This window comes from Promicromonospora sp. NPDC057138 (genome assembly GCF_042670845.1).
In the GTDB taxonomy this organism is placed as follows: Bacteria; Actinomycetota; Actinomycetes; order Actinomycetales; family Cellulomonadaceae; genus Promicromonospora.
In genome coordinates this window covers 1-17,273 of sequence record NZ_JBHUUX010000010.1, presented here as the reverse complement: position 1 = coordinate 17,273, position 17,273 = coordinate 1, and the positions used below count along the sequence as shown (strand labels likewise).

Sequence of the window (17,273 nt, the reverse complement as noted above, 5' to 3'; positions counted from 1 at the left end):
GTGTGCCAGTGCTCGGGCAGTTATGCCGCCTCGACGTCGGTGTCGGCGTCCGTGGCGGTGGTCGTGTCTGCCGGGCGGGCGTCGGACAGCAGGCGGCGCGCGGTCCGGTCGGTCACGTGGTGTCCGGCGTCGGACAGAGCGGACAGCGCGTCACGAGCGGTGGCGTCCGGGTTGGTGTCCAGCAGCCCGGACACGATGTCCAGACGGGCGGCCCGGTCACCGCTCGACACCGGGCGGACGGTCCGGGGCTTGCTCGGGCGGACAGTGGCCCGGACACGGGGCGTGTCCTGTCCGGCCGCCGGGGTGGCGGACAGCCGGTCAGCGTCCGTGATGATGTCCGCGAGCTCTGCCCGGACAGCGTCGGCGGCGCGGTCGGTGTAGTCCGGCCCGGACACGACCGGCCCGGACACGAAGCCAGCTACGCGGTTGTTGGCCTCGACGTGCAGGCGGGCCACGTCGGTCACGGCGTCCGCGACGGCGGACAGCGAGTCCATCCACTCGGCGGTCTGTGTCCGCATCTGGGCGGGCGGTACGGACTTGAGGGCGACGGCCCGGGCCGCCCGGCGGCGGGCCTCGGCCCGGACGATGGCGCGCCGGGCGGCGGGTGTGCCGTCGTCGGCGGCGTGCGCCCGGACAGCGTCCTCCGTGGTCAGGAACAGGGCGTGCATCCGCATGGCCTGCCGCATCCCGGACCACGAGGCCCCGGACGCGAGGTGCCGGTCACCGATCAGGGCCAGGTGCCACATCAGGGCCGCCAGCAGGGGCACGATGAACCGGAACGCGACCGCTCCGGCGGGGTGCTCGAGGTAGACCTCGTGCACGGCGGCGAACACACCGGACGCGGACGACAGCGCCCACGTGAGCGTGAGCAGCGTGCCGCCGGGCCGGTTGTCCCGGGCAGCCTCACGCGCCAGCAGCGCGACGGTCACGAGCGAGAGCTCGAACACGCCCGCCGTGGTGTAGGCGGTGACCGGGTCCATGCCCAGGACGTCGGTGCCGAACCCCACCATGGCGAGGTAAGCGGACACGGTCGAGATGAGAGCGACGGAGACGGCTCCCGCGAGGACCAGGCGACGCGAGCCCGGTCGGGTGGTGTTGGTGCTCATGGGTCAGTCCTCCTCGGTGGTGGTGTCGGGCAGTGCGATGACTTCGCCAGCGGCCTTGACGACCTCGGCGCGCACGAGGCCCTTGCGGACGTTGTTCGCTCCGGTGCCGTGCTTGACGTTCTTGGCGGTGACGCCGTGGCGCTTGGCGGCGGCGTTGACCTGGGCGGCGTCCCACCCGGCGTAGAGGGTGGGCTTGTGCTCGGCCAGGCGGGCGGCGAGCTCGTCGGACCAGATCTTCCCGGTGGGCCACTCCGGGTCGCTCTCGGGCCAGACCGCGAGCAGGTGGTCAAGCACGGTGGAGTGGTCCAGGTCGGCAGGCTCGTCCCCGGCGGCCTGGCCGGTCAGGAGGCCCTTGGCCTCGCGGATGGCGCGGGAGCGCTCGACGATCTTGTCCGAGGCGGCCCCGTCCACGCTGGCCCCGCGCACGAGCTGCGGGTCAGCCTTCTCCCCCGCCATGAGCGCGACGCCCTTGGCCTCGGGGTCGATGTCCGTGGCCCGGTGCCCGGCCTTGTACATCGACGTGCCGAGCACCATGTCGTTGGTGGTCTGGTCACCAACCCGCAGGGCCATGCGGATGCTCAGCAGCGACGAAATCGCCGTGGGGATCGCGTCCTTGTTCGGGCGCTGCGTGGCCAGGATCAGGATGATGCCCAGGGCGCGCCCCAGGCGGGTGATGTCCTCGACCAGGGAAGCAATCTCGCCGCCGTAGGTCGGGTCCTTGAACGCGAGCTGCGACTCGTCGATGACGAACAGCAGCGGGCGGATGCCGTACCGGTTGGCCAGCTCGTCGGTGACCTTGGACTCGGGCACCTCGTCACGCGGCAGGGACCGGATGAACGCGGACCGGCGGCGCATCTCCTCACGGACGTTGCGCAGGTCGGCCAGCAGCGCCTTGAAGTCGTCCGGGTCGTCACCGGACTGGCACACGTGCGCTACGGGCTTGAGCGCCAGCAGGTCGCCCGTGCCCTTGAGCTCGTGAATGTGCAGCTCGGTACGCGGGTCGAGCATCGCGCCCAGGATCAGCACGCGCAGGAGGTAGGTCTTGCCCATGCCGGGCAGGCCACCGATGACCACGTTGTTGTACATGAGGTTCACCAGCACCGGGCGGCCACGCTGGTCCTCACCGATCGGGAACGCCTCGAACACGTTGGTCTCGCCCCGGTTGCGCAGCTTCCACTCCACGGCACGACGCTCCGAGAGCGCCTTGTCCGCGATGTAGAGGTTCAGGCGGGACGGGTGCGCCTTGTGGTTGTTCTCCGGCCACACCGTGTCCAGCGGGCGGCGCAGCGCGGAGGCCAGGCGGTCCTTGCGCTCAATCACCATGGCCGTGGTCGCACCGGGCACGAGGTCAACGTGAATCTCCACGCCGCCCGTGGTGGGGAAGATCCGCAGGATCTTGTTCTCCGCACGGCCCGCCTTGACCTCGCCCATCGAACCCAGCCCGAGGGTGAGCAGCGCGTCCGTGACGAGGTCCACGGTCAGCTTGGGCACCTTCTCCTCGTGGGTGTCCAGGATCGGCTTGGTGATCTTCTTCGTGCCGACGACGCCGAACGCCGTCACGGCGGCGGCACCGGCCGTGATCGCGGCGGCGGTCAGGGTGTCGGGGCCGCCGTAGCTGTACAGGGTCACGCCACCGACGCCGGAGACCATCCCGGCGGCGGCGAGGCCACCCAGGCGGGCGCGGACGCTGTCAGCGTGCTCCTTGCGGAGCGTCTTCCACTCGGCGGTGCCGCGCACACCGGCCATGAGGGCGGCGCGGGTGGCCTTGTTCTCGGCGTCGGTCACCCACCGGGCCAGGCCACGGACGCACAGCCCGAGGCCGACCCCGGCGCGGGCCAGGAACTTGGGCAGGTACACGAACGGCAGCCGGATGCCGTGGTGGCCGACCCACGAGGCCACGAACTTGGACTCACGCTGGACAGCGGCGAGGAACACCTCCGGGGAGGTGGCCCACTGCGGCAGAACCTGTAGGGGCTCGTGGTCCCCGCGGTGCTCCAGGACACGCGGCGCACGCACGGCGGCCTCGGGCGACGGAGCGGGCGGGGCGTCGATGACCTCACCCGTGAGGGTGTTGTCCTCGTCCACCGACGCCCCGCCGGCGCTCTGGTCCAGGCCACGCGCGCGGCGCGCGTCGGTCAGGCTCACGACCTCGCCCGGGCCGTTGACGATCGCGTCGAGCTCGGCGTCGTCGGGGACGTGGTCACCCGGCATGTGGTCGTTGGGGTTCGTCATGCGTCAGCCCTCCACCATGCCGTTGGCGCCCGTGAACAGGTTGTTGAGCAAGTCGTTCAGGGCATCCACGCCCCACATGCCGAACGACGTGGACGCAAGCGCCAGCCCGAGGCAGACACCGAGGGTGAGGGTCCCGACCTTGGCAGAGCCGTACTTGACTGCGATGAACGAGACGATAAGCAGGAAGACCAGCAGGGAAACGGTGATCATGGCGGAGCTCCTTGTCAGGCGGTGCGGGTGGCGGGACGGATGACGACCCGGCGGGCCGTCAAGAGCGGGCTACCGGCGACGAACACCGGAGCCGTAGACGTGGCGCGGTTGGTGCTGGTCTCGACCGCCGTGCGGAGCGCGACGCCGAGAGCGACGACGGCGCGGCGGTGGCGGCGGATCGTGAACTCGTTGGGCGACGCCGCAAGGGCGCACTCGGCGTCCACCACGTCGACACCGGCCGCGATGACAAGTTCCTCGTCGACGATGGCCGCGAGGTCGCTCGGCGTCGGCTCGTCGTCGAACGCGGCAAGGGCGGTGTAGGTGCTCATCGGTTGTCCTCCGTTGCGGTGGTGCCACGCTCGGCGGCGATCGCCGCGTGGTGGGCGGCGCGGACGTCACGCCGCATCGCCGCGAGGTCGGTGACCATGCGGGACACGGTCCGACCGTCGTCGGCCAGACCGGTCGCGAACAGCAGCTGCCCTGCCTTGCTCAGTCCCTCGGACAGCGCGAGCAGCAGCCGCCTCGCGGCTGCCAGGTCCTCAGTCCTCTTCGACATTGCTCGACTCCTCGGTGCCTCAGTCCCGGACCGCCCATCGGCCCGAAGCCCGGCCGTCAACCCCTGTTAACCGGGTCACTTACCGGGTATGACATACGAGAACACGGGTTCAGTGAGCCTGTCAACCCCTATGAACACGGTCGCGTCGCCGGGGGTGACGGAACGAGGGGTGCCCATCCCCCGTTGACAGGGGTAGCCTGAGTAAGCCCCGTTAACTAGGTGGAGGACATCCATGTCGGACCTCACGTCCGTTGCCGCAATCAGCGACCCGGAAGAGCGGGCCAAGAAGCTCTCGGCCCTGATCGACGAGAACCAGGCGACCGGACAGGAACTTGCTCGATTGCGGAAAGAGGCGCTGGAAGAACTGCTCGCCGCCGGAAGAACACAGACGCAGTTGGCTGACCTTCTGGGTATATCCCGCTCGCGAATCTCGATGATGCTTTCCGCAGGCTCGCGGCCGGAGCGCGCTTTCTTCGGGACCGGTCACCTGACATTCGCGATCGGCAGCAAGCAGGAGACGGGCAGGAGCGATCCCAGCAACATGCTTTCCGCTGAGACCTTGGCCGCATATGAGACGTTGGCAAATGCGGCAAAGGCAAGCGGCCTCGACTCCAGCCACGAAATTGTGCCGCCGCCTGGCTTGGTGGACCTGAACAGGCCCAACCTCGTCGTCCTGACCAGCCCGCGGCTCCTGCCCTTCGTCGGCCAGGCACTGGGGGCGGACCCGCACCTTGGATTCGCCAACGATAAAGACGGCTGGTTCCTCATAGAACGGGCGACGGGAACAGAGTTTCGCTCTCCGCGCGACCAGGGGGAGCCCACGGATTATGCCTACATCGGGCGGCTGCCGCGCCCCGACGGTAAGGGAACATTCCTCTACCTTGCTGGCATTCACGCCCAGGGCACCCTTGGGGCGGCGCAGTTCGTAGCGGACAACCTCAAGGAACTGCACCGCGAACTCAAAACCAAGCGATTCTCGACCATCGTCGCCAGTAAATTCGAGCCGGACAATGACCGGAAGATCCTCTCAACCGAGAGAATCACGCCGATCTATCGGCACGAAGGAACCTGAAATGCAAGTGGCGATCGCGGCAGAGCCCGGTTCTCCCAGCCGGGCCAACGAAGACAGCACGGCAACCGGCCCCGACATCTTTGTGCTGCTCGACGGCGCCACAGCCCGGACCGAGACCGGGTGCATCCATGGCGTGTCGTGGTTCGCAGGCCACCTCGCGGAAGGGATCAAGGATCATGCCCCTCTTGGTCCAGCCGGGGCACTGGCCGCAGCTATCAGCCGGACGGCCGATCTGCACCGCGACACGTGCGATCTGTCGCACCCTGGCACTCCCTCGGCCGCCGTCGCCATCGTTCAGGTCACCGGGAGGACCATGCGCTACCTCGTGCTTGGTGACGTCACTGTCGTCATTGACTCGGCCGATGGCATACAGGTCGTCAGCGACCAGCGCGTGAGTCAGACGGCGGCGGCCGAGCGGGCCGCCGCCGATGCGATGCACGCCAGCGACCCGGAGAAGGCAGCAGCTCTCGTCCGCATGAAGCATGCAGAGTTGGCCGCCCGCAACGTGCCAGGCGGGTTCTGGGTAGCAACGACGGATCCGGCGGCGGCAGAGCATGCTCTGACTGGCGAGATTCCGGTCCCTGAGGTCCGCCAGGTGGCGGTTCTCAGCGACGGCGCAGCGCGAGCAGTGGAGTTCGGTCTGTACGACTGGCCCGACGTTCTCGACCTCCTCCGAGACGCTGGACCAGACGCGCTGATCCGCCAGGTGAGAGGCGCCGAAGCGAGCGATCCCGACGCCACCCGATGGCCACGGAACAAGATCTCCGACGACGCAACTGCCGCATACGTCACCGCGCTTTAAATGTCCGCTGGCCCTCGCCCTTCTCGCGACGGTGGCGCTCCTTCTCAGCCATGCTGCGCATCGGTGAAGAGGACGACGGCGTGGTCAGCGAAGTCCGGGGTAACCGACATCCTGACATCGGTAGGATCCTCAACCCCGAACGCGACATCGTAGGACGCGCTCTCCCCAGGCGGCAGAGGGACACTGGGCTGCTCCCCCACACCATCGTCATAGACCTCGGAGTACTCGACGCCGCCGGATGCCACGGCGATCACGGTGTCGATCGCACGCCAAGGTTCGTCGGTCCCGTTGGTGAAGGTGACGGTCCACTTCAGGTAGTGGGGTGCTTCGTCGGAGACGGCGTACTTGCTCGGCTTGAAGCTCTCACCCTCGCTGACACTGACGGCGAGTCCGTCTTCGAACTCGTAGCCTGTGTCGCCGAATTGCGCGGTGGCCACCTCGGGTGTCTCGTACGCGTCCTCGGGCAGAGGGGCGTCGCCTTCGGTGGGCTCGACGGCGGGCGGGGTGTCGGCGCTCTCGGGGTCTGCGGTGCAGGCCCCGAGGGTGAGTGTGACGGCCGCTGTGATGCCGAGCGCGGCGATGAGCTTACGCATGGTGGGTTCCGTTCTGGGGAGGGCGTGGTGCTGGTGTGGTCCAGCGTTTAGCGTGCGCCGTTTTGGCAAGGCACGCAGGACGGGTCCCTTGCGGCGATGGGTGAAAGCCCGCATCAGGCTAGGCCGGAGCCGCCGCCCGCACATAGCGTCAGCGCATGCCTGCGCTCGTAATGCCCTCGTCTCCGTGGGAGTGGATCGGTAACACGTGGTCATGGGTGTTCCAGCACCTCCAAGCGTTCGAAACGCTCGGCGTGATCGTCGCCGCCGTGCTAGCCCTCCTCGCGCTCGTGCTCGAAGCCCGACGGCGGCGACTGGACCAGTTCCTACAGCTCACCGATGTCAGCGCCTGGGCGGAGCCGGTCGGCGCCAAACCGACCGTCGAGGAAGGCGTCAACCTCAGCGTCCGCAATGGCACCGGCCAGGCACTACAGCAGGTCCAAGTCTGGATCTGGCCACGCGAGGTCGAAGAACCACGCCCGGTGCCGATCAGCGTGCCGCTCATTCCTCCGCATGACACGCGCACGTTCGAGATCTCCGGGCGTGCAGTCAGCAAATGGGACGCACGGATGCACCACTTCCACTTCCTCGTCGCAATCGCCTTCCAGGACGCAAAAGGGCGGTGGTGGTGGCGGCTCCCGAACGGCCGCATGCTGCGACACCAACCGGTGAAACTCGTCCAGGAACCGCAATCACGGAGCGAATGGTTCAACTCCCCAGGCTGGCCCGTGTGGTGGCTGTCATTCCGAACCCGCGCCGTCAGGCGATTCAAGCGGGCGGCCGCATGGCGTCCGAAGTGAGCCGCCACGACCAAGTTTGAGGGGCATAGTCCGTGGCCCGCTGGACCGACCGCCGGGGGACCAATTGGGGGACTACGGGGTGAGCCACAGCAGGACTCCGCTGGACTAACTAGGACGGTTTCTCAGCGCTTTAGGACCTCTCTACACAGCCCGGGATGCCTTCACACCGAAGAGGTCACTGGTTCGATCCCAGTATCGCCCACCGTGTCGAAAGGCCCTCCTACCAGCGGAAACGCTGGGGCGGAGGGCCTTTCGCATTGTCCGTCATCAGCTCCGACGCTTGGCCGGGTAACAAAGTAGGTGACTACGCCCAGGGCTCACCGTGCGCCTCCTGGGTGGCAGGAGCTGACTCACGTTCAGCCATCGCCCCCTTGGCCGGCACCGTCGCGTAACCCCAGCGCTCGCACATCTCGCGCAGGTCGCGGGGGACCTCGCCGGGGCGCGGCAGCGGGCGGCCGGGCTGGATCGTGCCGGTGCGGATCTTGTCGCGCCAGTCGCCCATGCCCTTGCGGAGCTCGCCGTGCTCCTGCTCGCCGTAGGCGATCATGCCCGGCTCCCACGGCACGTCGAGGTAGTCGCAGATGCGGCGGGTCTCGGCCTCCGGCTCGGTGGTGAGGTCCTCGTAGCGGACCGTGAGTCCGGGGTGCCGCTGACGCGCACCCTCGAGCGCCTCCATGTACTTCAGCGTGTGGTGGATGGCCTTGTTCATGGGCCGCCGCGTCGGGTCCGCGTCGTGCCAGGAACGCGCGATGGACAGGGGGTGACGCACCAGGAAGAGGAACCGGGCGTCCGGCCAGCACACCGCGAGCCGGTCGACCACGAAGACGTTGCTGGGGGTCTTCTCCACGATGGTCTTCTTGCCGCTGCGCAGCAGCTCACGGTGGAGCAGCCGGTCCCACAGGATGTGCTCGACGTCGGCGATGTTGTGCCCGAAGGCCTCCATCGCGTTGCGGGCCAGCCGGGTGTTGAACCGGACGGACAGCCGCCGGACGTGCGTCTCGATCGGGGCGTGCAGCTCGGAGTGGCTGTCCAGCACCATGCGCAGCAGTGTCGAGCCGGAGCGCGGCGCGGAGAGCACGAAGAGCGGAGCAACCAGGAGGCGATCAGCCGCCGGGTCGGCCGGCGGGCGAAACTTGCGCTTCCGGCCGGGGCCGTGCGGCGCGCCGCCCCCGCCTCCGCCGCCCGCGCCGCCGCGGGCAGCACCCGCTTGTTTGCCACCGGCTCGGGGAACGCGCGTCACCCGGACGCCCGCGCGCTTCTCGAGCGTCGTACCGAACCGGCGGGCGAGCTGTGTGCCCATCTCTCGCACCGTAAGCACGTCAGGCGCCTCCACTCGTACGTCTCATCGTCCGTCTTACCGTGGCACGGCATTCCGCCATGCACCTCCTGGGACGATGGTCCGGGACCACATCGACACCACGATTGGCTGGTTCAGGGCGCGGTGGTCCGGCGGCCGGCTCGGTAGCGGCCCGGGGTCGTCCCGACGATGTGGGTGAACGCCGCGATGAAGCTGCTGGGGTTGGCCCATCCGCAGGCGTAGGCGGTCCGGGTGGCGTCGTGGCCCTCGGCGAGGAGCACGAGCGCGTGGTAGATGCGCAGCTGCGTGCGCCACTCGTAGAAGGTCATGCCGAGCTCGTCGCGGAACAGCCGGCTGAGGGTGCGGGTGCTGGCGCCGATCGCCTTCCCGAGCTCGGCCAGCGTGGCGCCGTCCGCCGGCGTCTCGTGCAGCACCCGGGCGATGGCTTGCAGCCGGTCGTCCCGCGGCTCCGGGAGCTGCAGCGGCTGTTCGTCGGCTTCGCGCAGCTCGTCGACGAGGACTCGAAGCAGACGAGAGCGCGCGGACCGGCTGTAGCCAGGCGCGGCGTCGTCGTAGTTGCGGGGGCCGGTCAGGGCCAGCAGGACCTCGCGGGCGAGGTCGGAGGCCAGGAACACGGCGGGGTGGTCCGGTACGAGCCGGGCGAGGGACGGGGCGAGAAAGAGGATCCGCATATCGGTGTCCCCGTGGGCGCGGTGGTAGTGCGTGAACTCGGCGGGGGTCCAGGCGACCCGGTTGGCGGGAACGATCGACGTACCGCCATCGGTATGAACGGTCAGGACGCCGCTGGCCGCGTAGACCAGGTGTCCCTGTGCGTGCGACTGCACGGCGCTCGTCCCGCCGGACGGCCAGAGGTGACGACCCCCGGACGGCCACACGTGGGACGTCACACCGGCGGCTGGGCGAGGTTGGCGGCGAACGGGCATCGATTGGCATCCTATCGGTAGCACGCCATACCTCGATCTGGCGAGACTTCCTCCGTACGGAGTTCATCTCAGAGATGGAGCGAGACCCATGGCGACGTTCATCCTTGTGCCCGGTGCTTGGAAGGGCGCCTGGTCGTTCGAGGCGGTGGCCCCGCTGCTGGAGCGTGCCGGCCACACCGTTCACGCCCTGACCCTGACCGGCCTGCGGCCCGACGACGACGAGGCGACGGTCGCGACCGCCAACCTCGACACGCACGCCGACGACGTGCTGCGGCTCCTCGATCGCGCCCACATCACCGGAGCAACGCTGGTCGGCCACAGCTACGCGGGCATGGTGATCGCCGCCGCCGCCGACCGCGCTGACGGCCGGATCTCGCGGCTGGTGCATCTCGACGCCTACGTCCCGCGCGACGGCGAGTCGTGCTGGTCGTCGACGAACGAGCACTTCCGGGAAGTGTTCGCCGCCGGCGCGGCGACCACCGGCTACGCCGTCCGACCGCCGGACGGCGGCGATCCCCGCCGTCGGCCCCATCCCCTCGCCTCGTTCCTGCAGAGGATCCGGCTCACCGGCGCGCTCGCCCGGATCCCGCGTCGGGAGTTCGTCTACTGCTCGGGATGGGAAGACCGGACGCCGTTCGCCGAGCTCCGCACCCGGCTCCAGGCCGATCCCGGGTGGCAGGTCCACGACCTCCCGACCCGCCACGACGCGATGCACGAGGCGCCGGAGGCGGTCGCCGCACTCCTGCTCGGCGCGGGCGCCGGGCGACCGGCCGCCTAGCCAGGCCAACCAGCTCATCGCGCCCGACTAGTGACATAGTCAGGATTCCTCACTAATATCCGATCTGCTCGGTTCTGCTGACAGTCCAGTAAGTACAACGACGTACTCCACGGCACACGAGGAGATCTCCCCATGTCACCAGCACGGTCACGCACCCGAAGGCCCCGGCTCCGCAGACTGCTGAACACCGTCGCCGCGTTCGGCGTGCTCGCCATCACGTCCACCGCGCTCGTCGTCACCCAGCCCACGCCCGCGACGGCGGTCCCCGCCACCATCCCCCTGACCATCACCAACGACTCCGGCCGCGGCGGCCAGGTCTTCATCTACGTGCTCGGCGACCCGGGCACCGGCGGGCTCGGCTGGTCCGACGTGGCGGGCACGTTCCATCCCTGGCCCACCGTGGGCGGCACCCCGGTGGACGCCCCCGACGCCTCGATCGCCGGCCCGGCGAACGGGCAGTCGAAGACCATCCAGCTTCCCAAGATGTCCGGCCGGGTCTACTTCTCCTATGACAGCAAGCTCGCGTTCAAGGTCGTCAACGACGGCCGGCTCGTGCAGCCCGCCGTGCAGAACCCGAGCGACCCCAACCGCAACAAGCTGTTCAGCTGGACCGAGTTCACGCTCAACAACGACGGCCTGTGGATCAACAGCACCCAGGTCGACTTCCTCTCCGCCCCGTACCAGACGGGCCTGCGGAAGGCGGACGGCACCGTGATCAGCACCGGCATGCTCAAGCCGGACGGCTATCAGAACGTCGTCAGCGCCCTGGCCGGCACGCCGGGGTGGGGAAACCTGGCGCAGCGCGCGCCCGACGGCTCGCTCCTGCGGGTCCTGGCCCCCGGCCACGCGATCGGGACCGGGCAGATCGACGCGAACGTCCTGGCCGACTACGTCGACCGGGTGTGGGCCAAGTACGCGAACGAGCCCCTCACCGTCGCGCCCTACTCCTCCGACCCGGCCGCGCGGTTCACGGGCCGCGTGCAGAACGGCGTCATGCGCTTCACCAACTCGTCGGGCGCGTTCGTCACGGAGTTCCGCAAGCCGTCGAGCGACTCGATCTTCGGCTGCTACAACGACCTGGCCGCGCCGAACAACGACATCGGCGCCATCGCCCGCACCCTGTGCGCGGGCTTCCACCGCTCGACCCTGCTGTCCACCACCACGCAGCCCGGCACCAGCACCTCCGGGTTCTACCAGGAGGCCGTCACCGACTACTACGCCAAGTACATCCACCAGCAGATGGCGAACGGCAAGGCCTACGGCTTCGCGTTCGACGACGTGCTGGCGCAGGAGTCGCTGGTGCACGACGGCAACCCGTCCGCCGCCTACATCCAGCTCGACCCGTTCCAGGGCGCGGCAACACCCATCGCGGGGTCGGACGACGGCGGCGGGTCCGCCCTCCCGCCTGGCACCGGTCCGGTGCATGCTGCCAACGGCATGTGCGTCGACGTCCCGTGGGCCGACTCGTTCGACGGCAACCCGCTGCAGATCGTGAGCTGCAGCGGCAACGCAGCCCAGACCTGGACCCGGTCGGGCTCCACGCTCGGAGCGCTCGGCCGGTGCATGGACGTGTCGGGCGGCAGCTCCGCCGACGGCGCCGTCGTGCAGCTGTGGACGTGCAACGGGACCGCGGCGCAGAGCTGGACGTACCAGTCCGCTTCCCGGGCGATCGTGAACCCGCAGTCGGGCAAGTGCCTGACGACGGTCGGGGGCACGCCCCTGCACGACGGCCAGCGGCTGGAGATCCGCTCCTGCTCCGGCGCCGAGGCGCAGCGCTGGACCTTCTGACGACGCGAGGACGGCGACCTCCGGCCCTCGCGCCGGCCGGGGGTCGCCGTCGTCAGTCGGCAGCGCGGCCGTCAGTGCTGGGCGTGCGACTCCTGGGCGGCGCCAGCGAAGTAGTCGCCCGTCCCGAGGTCGTCGAGCAGCGTCTGGTGCGCGGGGGTCCAGCCGAGCAGCTCCCGCGTGCGTGCGCTGGAGACCGGCACGTCGATGCCGAAGGCGATGCCGAGGAACGGGTCGCCGAAGTGGCCCGCCGCCTGTTCGGGCGCCAGCGACCGGGTGGGCACCCCGAGCATCTCGCCGATCTTCTCCGCGATGCTCCGGAAGGCGACTCCGCCCTCACCCACTCCGTGCAGCACGGAGCCCGCCGGCGCCTTCTCCACGGCGAGCCGGAAGACTCGCGCGGCGTCGAGCCGATGGATCGCGGGCCAGCGGTTCGCGCCGTCCCCGATGTACGCCGACACCCCGGTCCTGCGGGCGGTCGCCACGAGCACCGGGATGAAGCCGCGGTCTCGCGGCCCATGGACCGTGGGAGCGAGCCGGACGACGCTCGACCGCACGCCGCGCTCCGCGAACCCGAGGCATGCGTCCTCGCCGGGAATGCGGAACGGAGCGATCGACGCCGGGTCCGCCGGCTCCCGCTCGTGGCTGACGCGGCCGGCGGGCAGCACCAGCGTCCCCGACGTGCTCACGAACGGCTTGTCCGTGCCGACGAGCGCTTCACCGAGCGTGGTGATCGCGGCGACGTCGCGGCGCGCGAGGTCGTCCGGGTCGGCGAAGCTGCCGGCGATGGCCATGTGCACGACGCCGTCGGCGCGGGCCGCCCCGGCGGCGAGTGCGTCGGCATCCTCCAGCGAGCCCGGGAACGGCGTCGCGCCGAGCGCTTCGAGACGGTCCGCACTGGCGCTGGACCGGGCCAGCCCGGTGACGGCGTGGCCCGCCGTGATCAGTTCGGTGACGATGGCGGGGCCGGTCTGACCGGATCCGCCGGTGACGAACACATGCATGAGGACTCCTGGGTCGAAGCGGAAAGCAACGTAGCGTCAGTCGCTGACACTAACACGGTCGCGGCAGTGACTGACACAACGCGGTAGCATCGGCCCATGCCTCGCAGTGGAGAAGATGCACGCCGCCGCCTGCAACAGGCCGCTCTCGATCTCTACGCCGAGCGAGGGTTCGACGCCACGACCACTGCCGAGATCGCAGCCAGGGCCGGGGTCACGGAACGCACCTACTTCCGGCACTTCGCCGACAAGCGCGAGGTGCTCTTCGACGGCGAGGCAGCCCTCCAAGCGGCGTTGGCGGCAGCCGTGAGCAGCGCTCCGGATGACGCTCCGCCGCTCGCGGTCCTGCGCCGAGCCTTCCGGGCGGCCGTGCCGACCCTCGAGGCGGCACGCACAGTGACCGAGGCCCGGCACCGCGTGATCTCGGCGTCCCCCGCGCTGCGGGAGCGTGATCTGGCCAAGCGTCAGTCCCTGAAGTCCACCCTCGCGGCGGCGCTCGAGGACCGCGGGCTCCCAGGGCGCGTGGCCCGCCTGGCGGCCGACGTCGGCCTGGTCGCCTGGGCCGAAGTGGTCGACCGCTGGCTGGACGACCCGTCGGCCAGCCTGGAAGCCCTGCTCACGCGGGAGTTCGACGACCTCGCGGGGCTGATGTCGGACGTCGCACCCGGTCGGTGACAGGGGCCCGCCGGGCCGCCCGATCGCCCACCCCGCTCAGCGCCGGACGGGGTACCTCAGGTGCAGCGCCCGACGCCCCTGGACCACCACCGGGTCCTCCAGGAGGTGGTGGCCGCCCAGGTTCGCGAAGTACGGGATCCCCTCGCCGAACAGCACGGGCACGAGGCTGACGCACACCTCGTCCACCAGGCCGAGCGTGAGGGCCTGCTGAGCCACGTTCGCGCTCGCGATGGTGACGTCCTTGTCGCCCGCGAGCTCCCGGGCCCGGTCGATCGCCGTGCCGACGTCGTCGAGGAACGTCGTCCTCGGCCATCTGTCCGCGTCCTCGGGCGGGCGGTGAGTGACCACGACGACGGGGGCGCCCACCGGGTGGTTGTCTCCCCACCCGCCGGCGATGTCGAACAGGCGCCGACCGGCGACGAGCGCCCCGACGTTCGTGGTCAGGTCACGCAGCACGGCCGCACTGGCCTCATCGACCTCGAACGAGACGTCCTCGTTGGAGCTCGGCACGGTGACGTCCCCGGACCCGTACCAGTCGAAGAGCTCTCCGGGGTTGTCGTGCGGATCGGCGATGAACCCGTCCAGCGACATGGTCATATGAGTGAGGATCTTGCTCATGACTGGCTCCTTCCGGTTTCCATGCCTGTCCGACTGTGGAAAGCCACGTTACTCATCGGTGCGCGGCTCAGTAGGCTGGGGCGATGAGCCAGTGGGACATGACTGACGGCGTCGTGGAGCTCCCCGACGGCCGGCGCGTCCGCGGCACGGGGCTGCGCCGTCTGCGCGGCGACGCCCCCGCCCCGGACTTCGCCGTCTACCTGCTCGGCCGCGATCCGCGGGTTCCCGACTGGGAGTACCGGTGGGTCCGGTGGCGCGACTTCGGCCTGCCCAGCTCGACCGACGAGGCCGTGGCCGCGCTGGGAGAGGCCCACGCGCGGGCAGCGACCGAGCGGGTCGAGATCGCGTGCGGCGGCGGGGTCGGCCGGACGGGCACGGCGATGGCGGTCCTCGCGATCATGAGCGGAGTGGCGCCGGACGACGCCGTGGCGTGGGTACGCGAGCACTACCGGCCCCGCGCGGTGGAGACCCGGCGGCAACGCAGGTGGATCGGGAGCGTCGCGGCAGCCGTGGCGGGTGGTCGGTAGTCCGTCAGGTGATCGGTACCTCGGAGTGCCGATGACCTGACGGAATGCCGACCACTCGCGCTGCCACTCGACTACTTGAGGAAAGCGAGCGCGTCGGGGGCGAAGCGCTTGTCGTTGAACGTGCTGCTGTGGCTTCGGCCCGCATAGACGACGAGCCGGGCGTCAGGGATGCCCTCGACCGTCTGCCTGGCCAGCTCGATCGGGTAGACCAGGTCCTTGTCGCCCTGGATCAGCAGTGTGGGCGCCTTGACGTCGTGCAGCCGTCCGCGCAGGTCGAAGCCGTCCTCGGCATCGAGCACGGTGACGGCGTCGGTGTAGTCCTTGTGGCCGCCGTCCGACAGCCAGAGCAGGCCGGCGAGCAGTCTTCGGCCGATGGCCGACTCCGTGACGACCTCGGCCAGCGCAGGGCTCGGCCGGTCGCCCCGGCGTGCTCGTTCGATGTAGGCGCGCTGGGCTCGCTTGCCGACCGGGCCGAGATTGCAGGCCGTACCGCCCAGGACGAGACGGTCGACCAGGTCGGGATGGTCGGCGGCAAGCTGCAGGGCGATGGACCCGCCCGTGGAGATGGCCAGCACGTTCACCGGGCCCTCGAAGGTGGTCTTGATCGCTGCCGCGTAGACGGCCGCGAGGTCGACCATCGTCGTCGACGACGGCAGCCCGGGCGGGCGATTGACGACGTAGACCGTGAAGTGCTCCGTGAACGGTCGCAGCATCCGCATCGTCGACCAGCGAGCCAGGCCCGTCGGGTTGGCCGCTTCCGGGGTGTAGAAGAGAACCACCAGGGGCGATCCCGTGCCGGCCGTGAAGTACGGCAGGCCGTTCATCATGAGGTGTTCCCTTCCGTGACCGCATCGATCAGGCACGCGCACAGCAGCACGCTACTGTCGCTCAGGCGCGGGCGAGCAGCTCCAGCGTGTCGATGACCCGGTTGGAGAAGCCCCACTCGTTGTCGTACCAGGCGACGACCTTGATGTGCGTGCCGTCGACGCGGACCAGGGCGGCATCGAAGATCGCCGACGCCGGCTGACCGGTGATGTCGCTGGAGACCAGCGGCTCGTCGGAGTAGTCGAGGATGCCCTTGAGGCTGCCGTCGGCCGCCGTCCGGTAGGCCGCGAGCACATCGTCACGGGTGACCTCGCGGGAGACCGTCGTGTTCAGCTCCACGAGGGAGCCGACCGGGACGGGTACCCGGATCGAGTCGCCGGACAGCTTGCCGTTGAGGTTCGGCAGCACCAGGCCGATCGCCTTGGCCGCGCCCGTCGTCGTGGGCGCGATGTTGACGGCGGCGGCGCGGGCCCGGCGCCAGTCGCGGTGCGGCCCGTCCTGCAGGTTCTGCTCCTGGGTGTAGGCGTGCACGGTGGTCATGAAGCCGTGCTCGATCCCGGCCAGGTCGTCCAGGACGGCGGCCAGCGGCGCCAGGGCGTTCGTCGTGCACGAGGCGTTCGAGACGATCACGTGCTGGGCCGGGTCGTAGACGTCGGTGTTCACGCCGTAGGCGAGCGTGACGTCGGCGCCGGCCGAGGGGGCGCTGACCAGCACCCGCCGGGCTCCGGCGTCGAGGTGCGCGCGGGCGGCGTCCGCCGAGGTGAACCGGCCGGTGGACTCGAGCACGATGTCGACGCCGAGCTCCGCCCACGGCAGCTTGCCGGGCTCACGCTCGCCCAGCACCTTGATGTGGCGGCCGTCGACCACGAGCTCGTCCCCGTCGACCTCGACGGACCGGCCGAGGCGGCCGAGCGCGCTGTCGTACTTGAGCAGGTGGGCAAGGGCGTCCGGGGCCGTGAGGTCGTTGATCGCGACCACGTCGAGGTCGCTGTCGCGCTCCAGCAGGGCGCGGAGGGAGTTGCGGCCGATGCGGCCGAATCCGTTGATGGCTATGCGAGTCATGCCTCCATGCTCTGCGCGCCGGCGCCGGGTCGAAAGAGGCTCGAACGCCATGGTGCGCAAGGATTGCGCCATACGTTTCGCCACTACCCGCAAGGATCGCGCCAGGGCCCTGCTCGGTGGGTCCGGCGCGTCGAACCGCACCGCGGGCGACGGCGCCGAACCGCAAGCTCCGCGTCCATCAGGGCGCGCGGCGGCGCCGAACCGCAAGCTCCGCGTCCATCAGGGCGCGCGGCGGCGCCGAACCGCAAGCTATGTGTCACAGGCAGCTTCGAACCGAGGGTTGCGGGTCCGCCGAGCCCGGCGGATTCATACGGTCAGTGCAACGTTCGAGTGATCGGGGGTTGTGATGCCGTCTGGGTATCCCTGGCCGTTGTCCAAGCGGCGGGAAGTGCT

At 69.8% G+C, this 17,273-nt stretch carries 19 protein-coding genes; 7 read left to right on the top strand and 12 right to left on the bottom strand.

What is annotated here, in order from left to right; translation table 11 throughout:
• Positions 1-20 precede the first annotated feature (20 nt).
• The 5 genes from ACFT2C_RS09165 to ACFT2C_RS09145 are packed head-to-tail and all read right to left on the bottom strand — an operon-like array spanning position 21 to position 4,104.
• Positions 21-1,106 (bottom strand): hypothetical protein, encoded by a 1,086-nt coding sequence (locus tag ACFT2C_RS09165; RefSeq protein ID WP_377206733.1) that lies wholly within the window; start codon positions 1,104-1,106, stop codon positions 21-23.
• 3 nt (positions 1,107-1,109) lie between these two features.
• The gene (locus tag ACFT2C_RS09160) at positions 1,110-3,338 is read right to left on the bottom strand and encodes an FtsK/SpoIIIE domain-containing protein (RefSeq protein ID WP_377206732.1); all 2,229 of its coding nucleotides are present in this window, start codon (positions 3,336-3,338) and stop codon (positions 1,110-1,112) included.
• Positions 3,339-3,341: 3 nt separating this feature from the next.
• Entirely contained in the window at positions 3,342-3,548 is a 207-nt protein-coding gene (locus ACFT2C_RS09155) for a hypothetical protein (RefSeq protein ID WP_377206731.1), read from the bottom strand.
• A 14-nt stretch (positions 3,549-3,562) separates the two neighbouring features.
• A complete protein-coding gene (locus ACFT2C_RS09150; RefSeq protein WP_377206730.1) occupies positions 3,563-3,877 on the bottom strand; it encodes a DUF6284 family protein in 315 nt (104 codons plus the stop codon).
• Entirely contained in the window at positions 3,874-4,104 is a 231-nt protein-coding gene (locus tag ACFT2C_RS09145) for a hypothetical protein (protein ID WP_377206729.1), read from the bottom strand. Before ACFT2C_RS09145 ends, ACFT2C_RS09150 begins: the two co-directional genes overlap by 4 nt.
• A gap of 232 nt (positions 4,105-4,336) precedes the next feature.
• Between ACFT2C_RS09145 and ACFT2C_RS09140 the strand changes: the two genes are divergently transcribed.
• Entirely contained in the window at positions 4,337-5,176 is an 840-nt protein-coding gene (locus tag ACFT2C_RS09140) for a helix-turn-helix domain-containing protein (protein ID WP_377206728.1), read from the top strand.
• 1 nt (position 5,177) lies between these two features.
• Positions 5,178-5,978, top strand: a complete 801-nt coding sequence (locus ACFT2C_RS09135) for a protein phosphatase 2C domain-containing protein (RefSeq protein ID WP_377206727.1) — start codon at positions 5,178-5,180, stop codon at positions 5,976-5,978.
• A 44-nt stretch (positions 5,979-6,022) separates the two neighbouring features.
• Here ACFT2C_RS09135 and ACFT2C_RS09130 read toward each other — a convergent pair whose 3' ends face one another.
• Positions 6,023-6,571, bottom strand: coding sequence for a hypothetical protein (locus ACFT2C_RS09130; protein WP_377206726.1), 549 nt, complete (start codon positions 6,569-6,571; stop codon positions 6,023-6,025).
• A gap of 155 nt (positions 6,572-6,726) precedes the next feature.
• Here ACFT2C_RS09130 and ACFT2C_RS09125 point away from each other — a divergent pair, with 155 nt between their 5' ends.
• Positions 6,727-7,368, top strand: a complete 642-nt coding sequence (locus ACFT2C_RS09125; protein WP_377206725.1) for a hypothetical protein — start codon at positions 6,727-6,729, stop codon at positions 7,366-7,368.
• 304 nt (positions 7,369-7,672) lie between these two features.
• Here the strand turns inward: ACFT2C_RS09125 and ACFT2C_RS09120 are convergent, their stop codons facing one another.
• A complete protein-coding gene (locus ACFT2C_RS09120) occupies positions 7,673-8,668 on the bottom strand; it encodes a sulfotransferase family protein (RefSeq protein WP_377206724.1) in 996 nt (331 codons plus the stop codon).
• Positions 8,669-8,799: 131 nt separating this feature from the next.
• Positions 8,800-9,609: an AraC family transcriptional regulator gene (locus tag ACFT2C_RS09115; RefSeq protein ID WP_377206723.1), complete on the bottom strand. Its 810-nt coding sequence runs from the start codon at positions 9,607-9,609 to the stop codon at positions 8,800-8,802.
• 88 nt (positions 9,610-9,697) lie between these two features.
• On the opposite strand from ACFT2C_RS09115, the gene ACFT2C_RS09110 reads away from it, so the two are divergent.
• Together ACFT2C_RS09110 and ACFT2C_RS09105 are read left to right on the top strand one after the other, a co-directional pair.
• Positions 9,698-10,387 (top strand): alpha/beta fold hydrolase, encoded by a 690-nt coding sequence (locus tag ACFT2C_RS09110; RefSeq protein ID WP_377206722.1) that lies wholly within the window; start codon positions 9,698-9,700, stop codon positions 10,385-10,387.
• Positions 10,388-10,519: 132 nt separating this feature from the next.
• Positions 10,520-12,175, top strand: coding sequence for a beta-1,3-glucanase family protein (locus ACFT2C_RS09105; RefSeq protein ID WP_377206721.1), 1,656 nt, complete (start codon positions 10,520-10,522; stop codon positions 12,173-12,175).
• A 71-nt stretch (positions 12,176-12,246) separates the two neighbouring features.
• On the opposite strand, the gene ACFT2C_RS09100 is transcribed toward ACFT2C_RS09105, so the two are convergent.
• A complete protein-coding gene (locus tag ACFT2C_RS09100; RefSeq protein WP_377206720.1) occupies positions 12,247-13,176 on the bottom strand; it encodes an SDR family oxidoreductase in 930 nt (309 codons plus the stop codon).
• Positions 13,177-13,272: 96 nt separating this feature from the next.
• On the opposite strand from ACFT2C_RS09100, the gene ACFT2C_RS09095 reads away from it, so the two are divergent.
• Positions 13,273-13,848: a TetR/AcrR family transcriptional regulator gene (locus ACFT2C_RS09095; RefSeq protein WP_377206719.1), complete on the top strand. Its 576-nt coding sequence runs from the start codon at positions 13,273-13,275 to the stop codon at positions 13,846-13,848.
• A gap of 36 nt (positions 13,849-13,884) precedes the next feature.
• Here the strand turns inward: ACFT2C_RS09095 and ACFT2C_RS09090 are convergent, their stop codons facing one another.
• Positions 13,885-14,466, bottom strand: a complete 582-nt coding sequence (locus tag ACFT2C_RS09090; protein ID WP_377206718.1) for a dihydrofolate reductase family protein — start codon at positions 14,464-14,466, stop codon at positions 13,885-13,887.
• 83 nt (positions 14,467-14,549) lie between these two features.
• Between ACFT2C_RS09090 and ACFT2C_RS09085 the strand changes: the two genes are divergently transcribed.
• Positions 14,550-14,993 (top strand): protein-tyrosine phosphatase family protein, encoded by a 444-nt coding sequence (locus tag ACFT2C_RS09085; protein ID WP_377206717.1) that lies wholly within the window; start codon positions 14,550-14,552, stop codon positions 14,991-14,993.
• A gap of 71 nt (positions 14,994-15,064) precedes the next feature.
• On the opposite strand, the gene ACFT2C_RS09080 is transcribed toward ACFT2C_RS09085, so the two are convergent.
• Together ACFT2C_RS09080 and gap are read right to left on the bottom strand one after the other, a co-directional pair.
• A complete protein-coding gene (locus ACFT2C_RS09080; RefSeq protein WP_377206716.1) occupies positions 15,065-15,820 on the bottom strand; it encodes an alpha/beta fold hydrolase in 756 nt (251 codons plus the stop codon).
• A 61-nt stretch (positions 15,821-15,881) separates the two neighbouring features.
• Positions 15,882-16,880, bottom strand: coding sequence for a type I glyceraldehyde-3-phosphate dehydrogenase (gene gap / locus ACFT2C_RS09075; protein ID WP_377206715.1), 999 nt, complete (start codon positions 16,878-16,880; stop codon positions 15,882-15,884).
• Positions 16,881-17,273 lie beyond the last annotated feature (393 nt).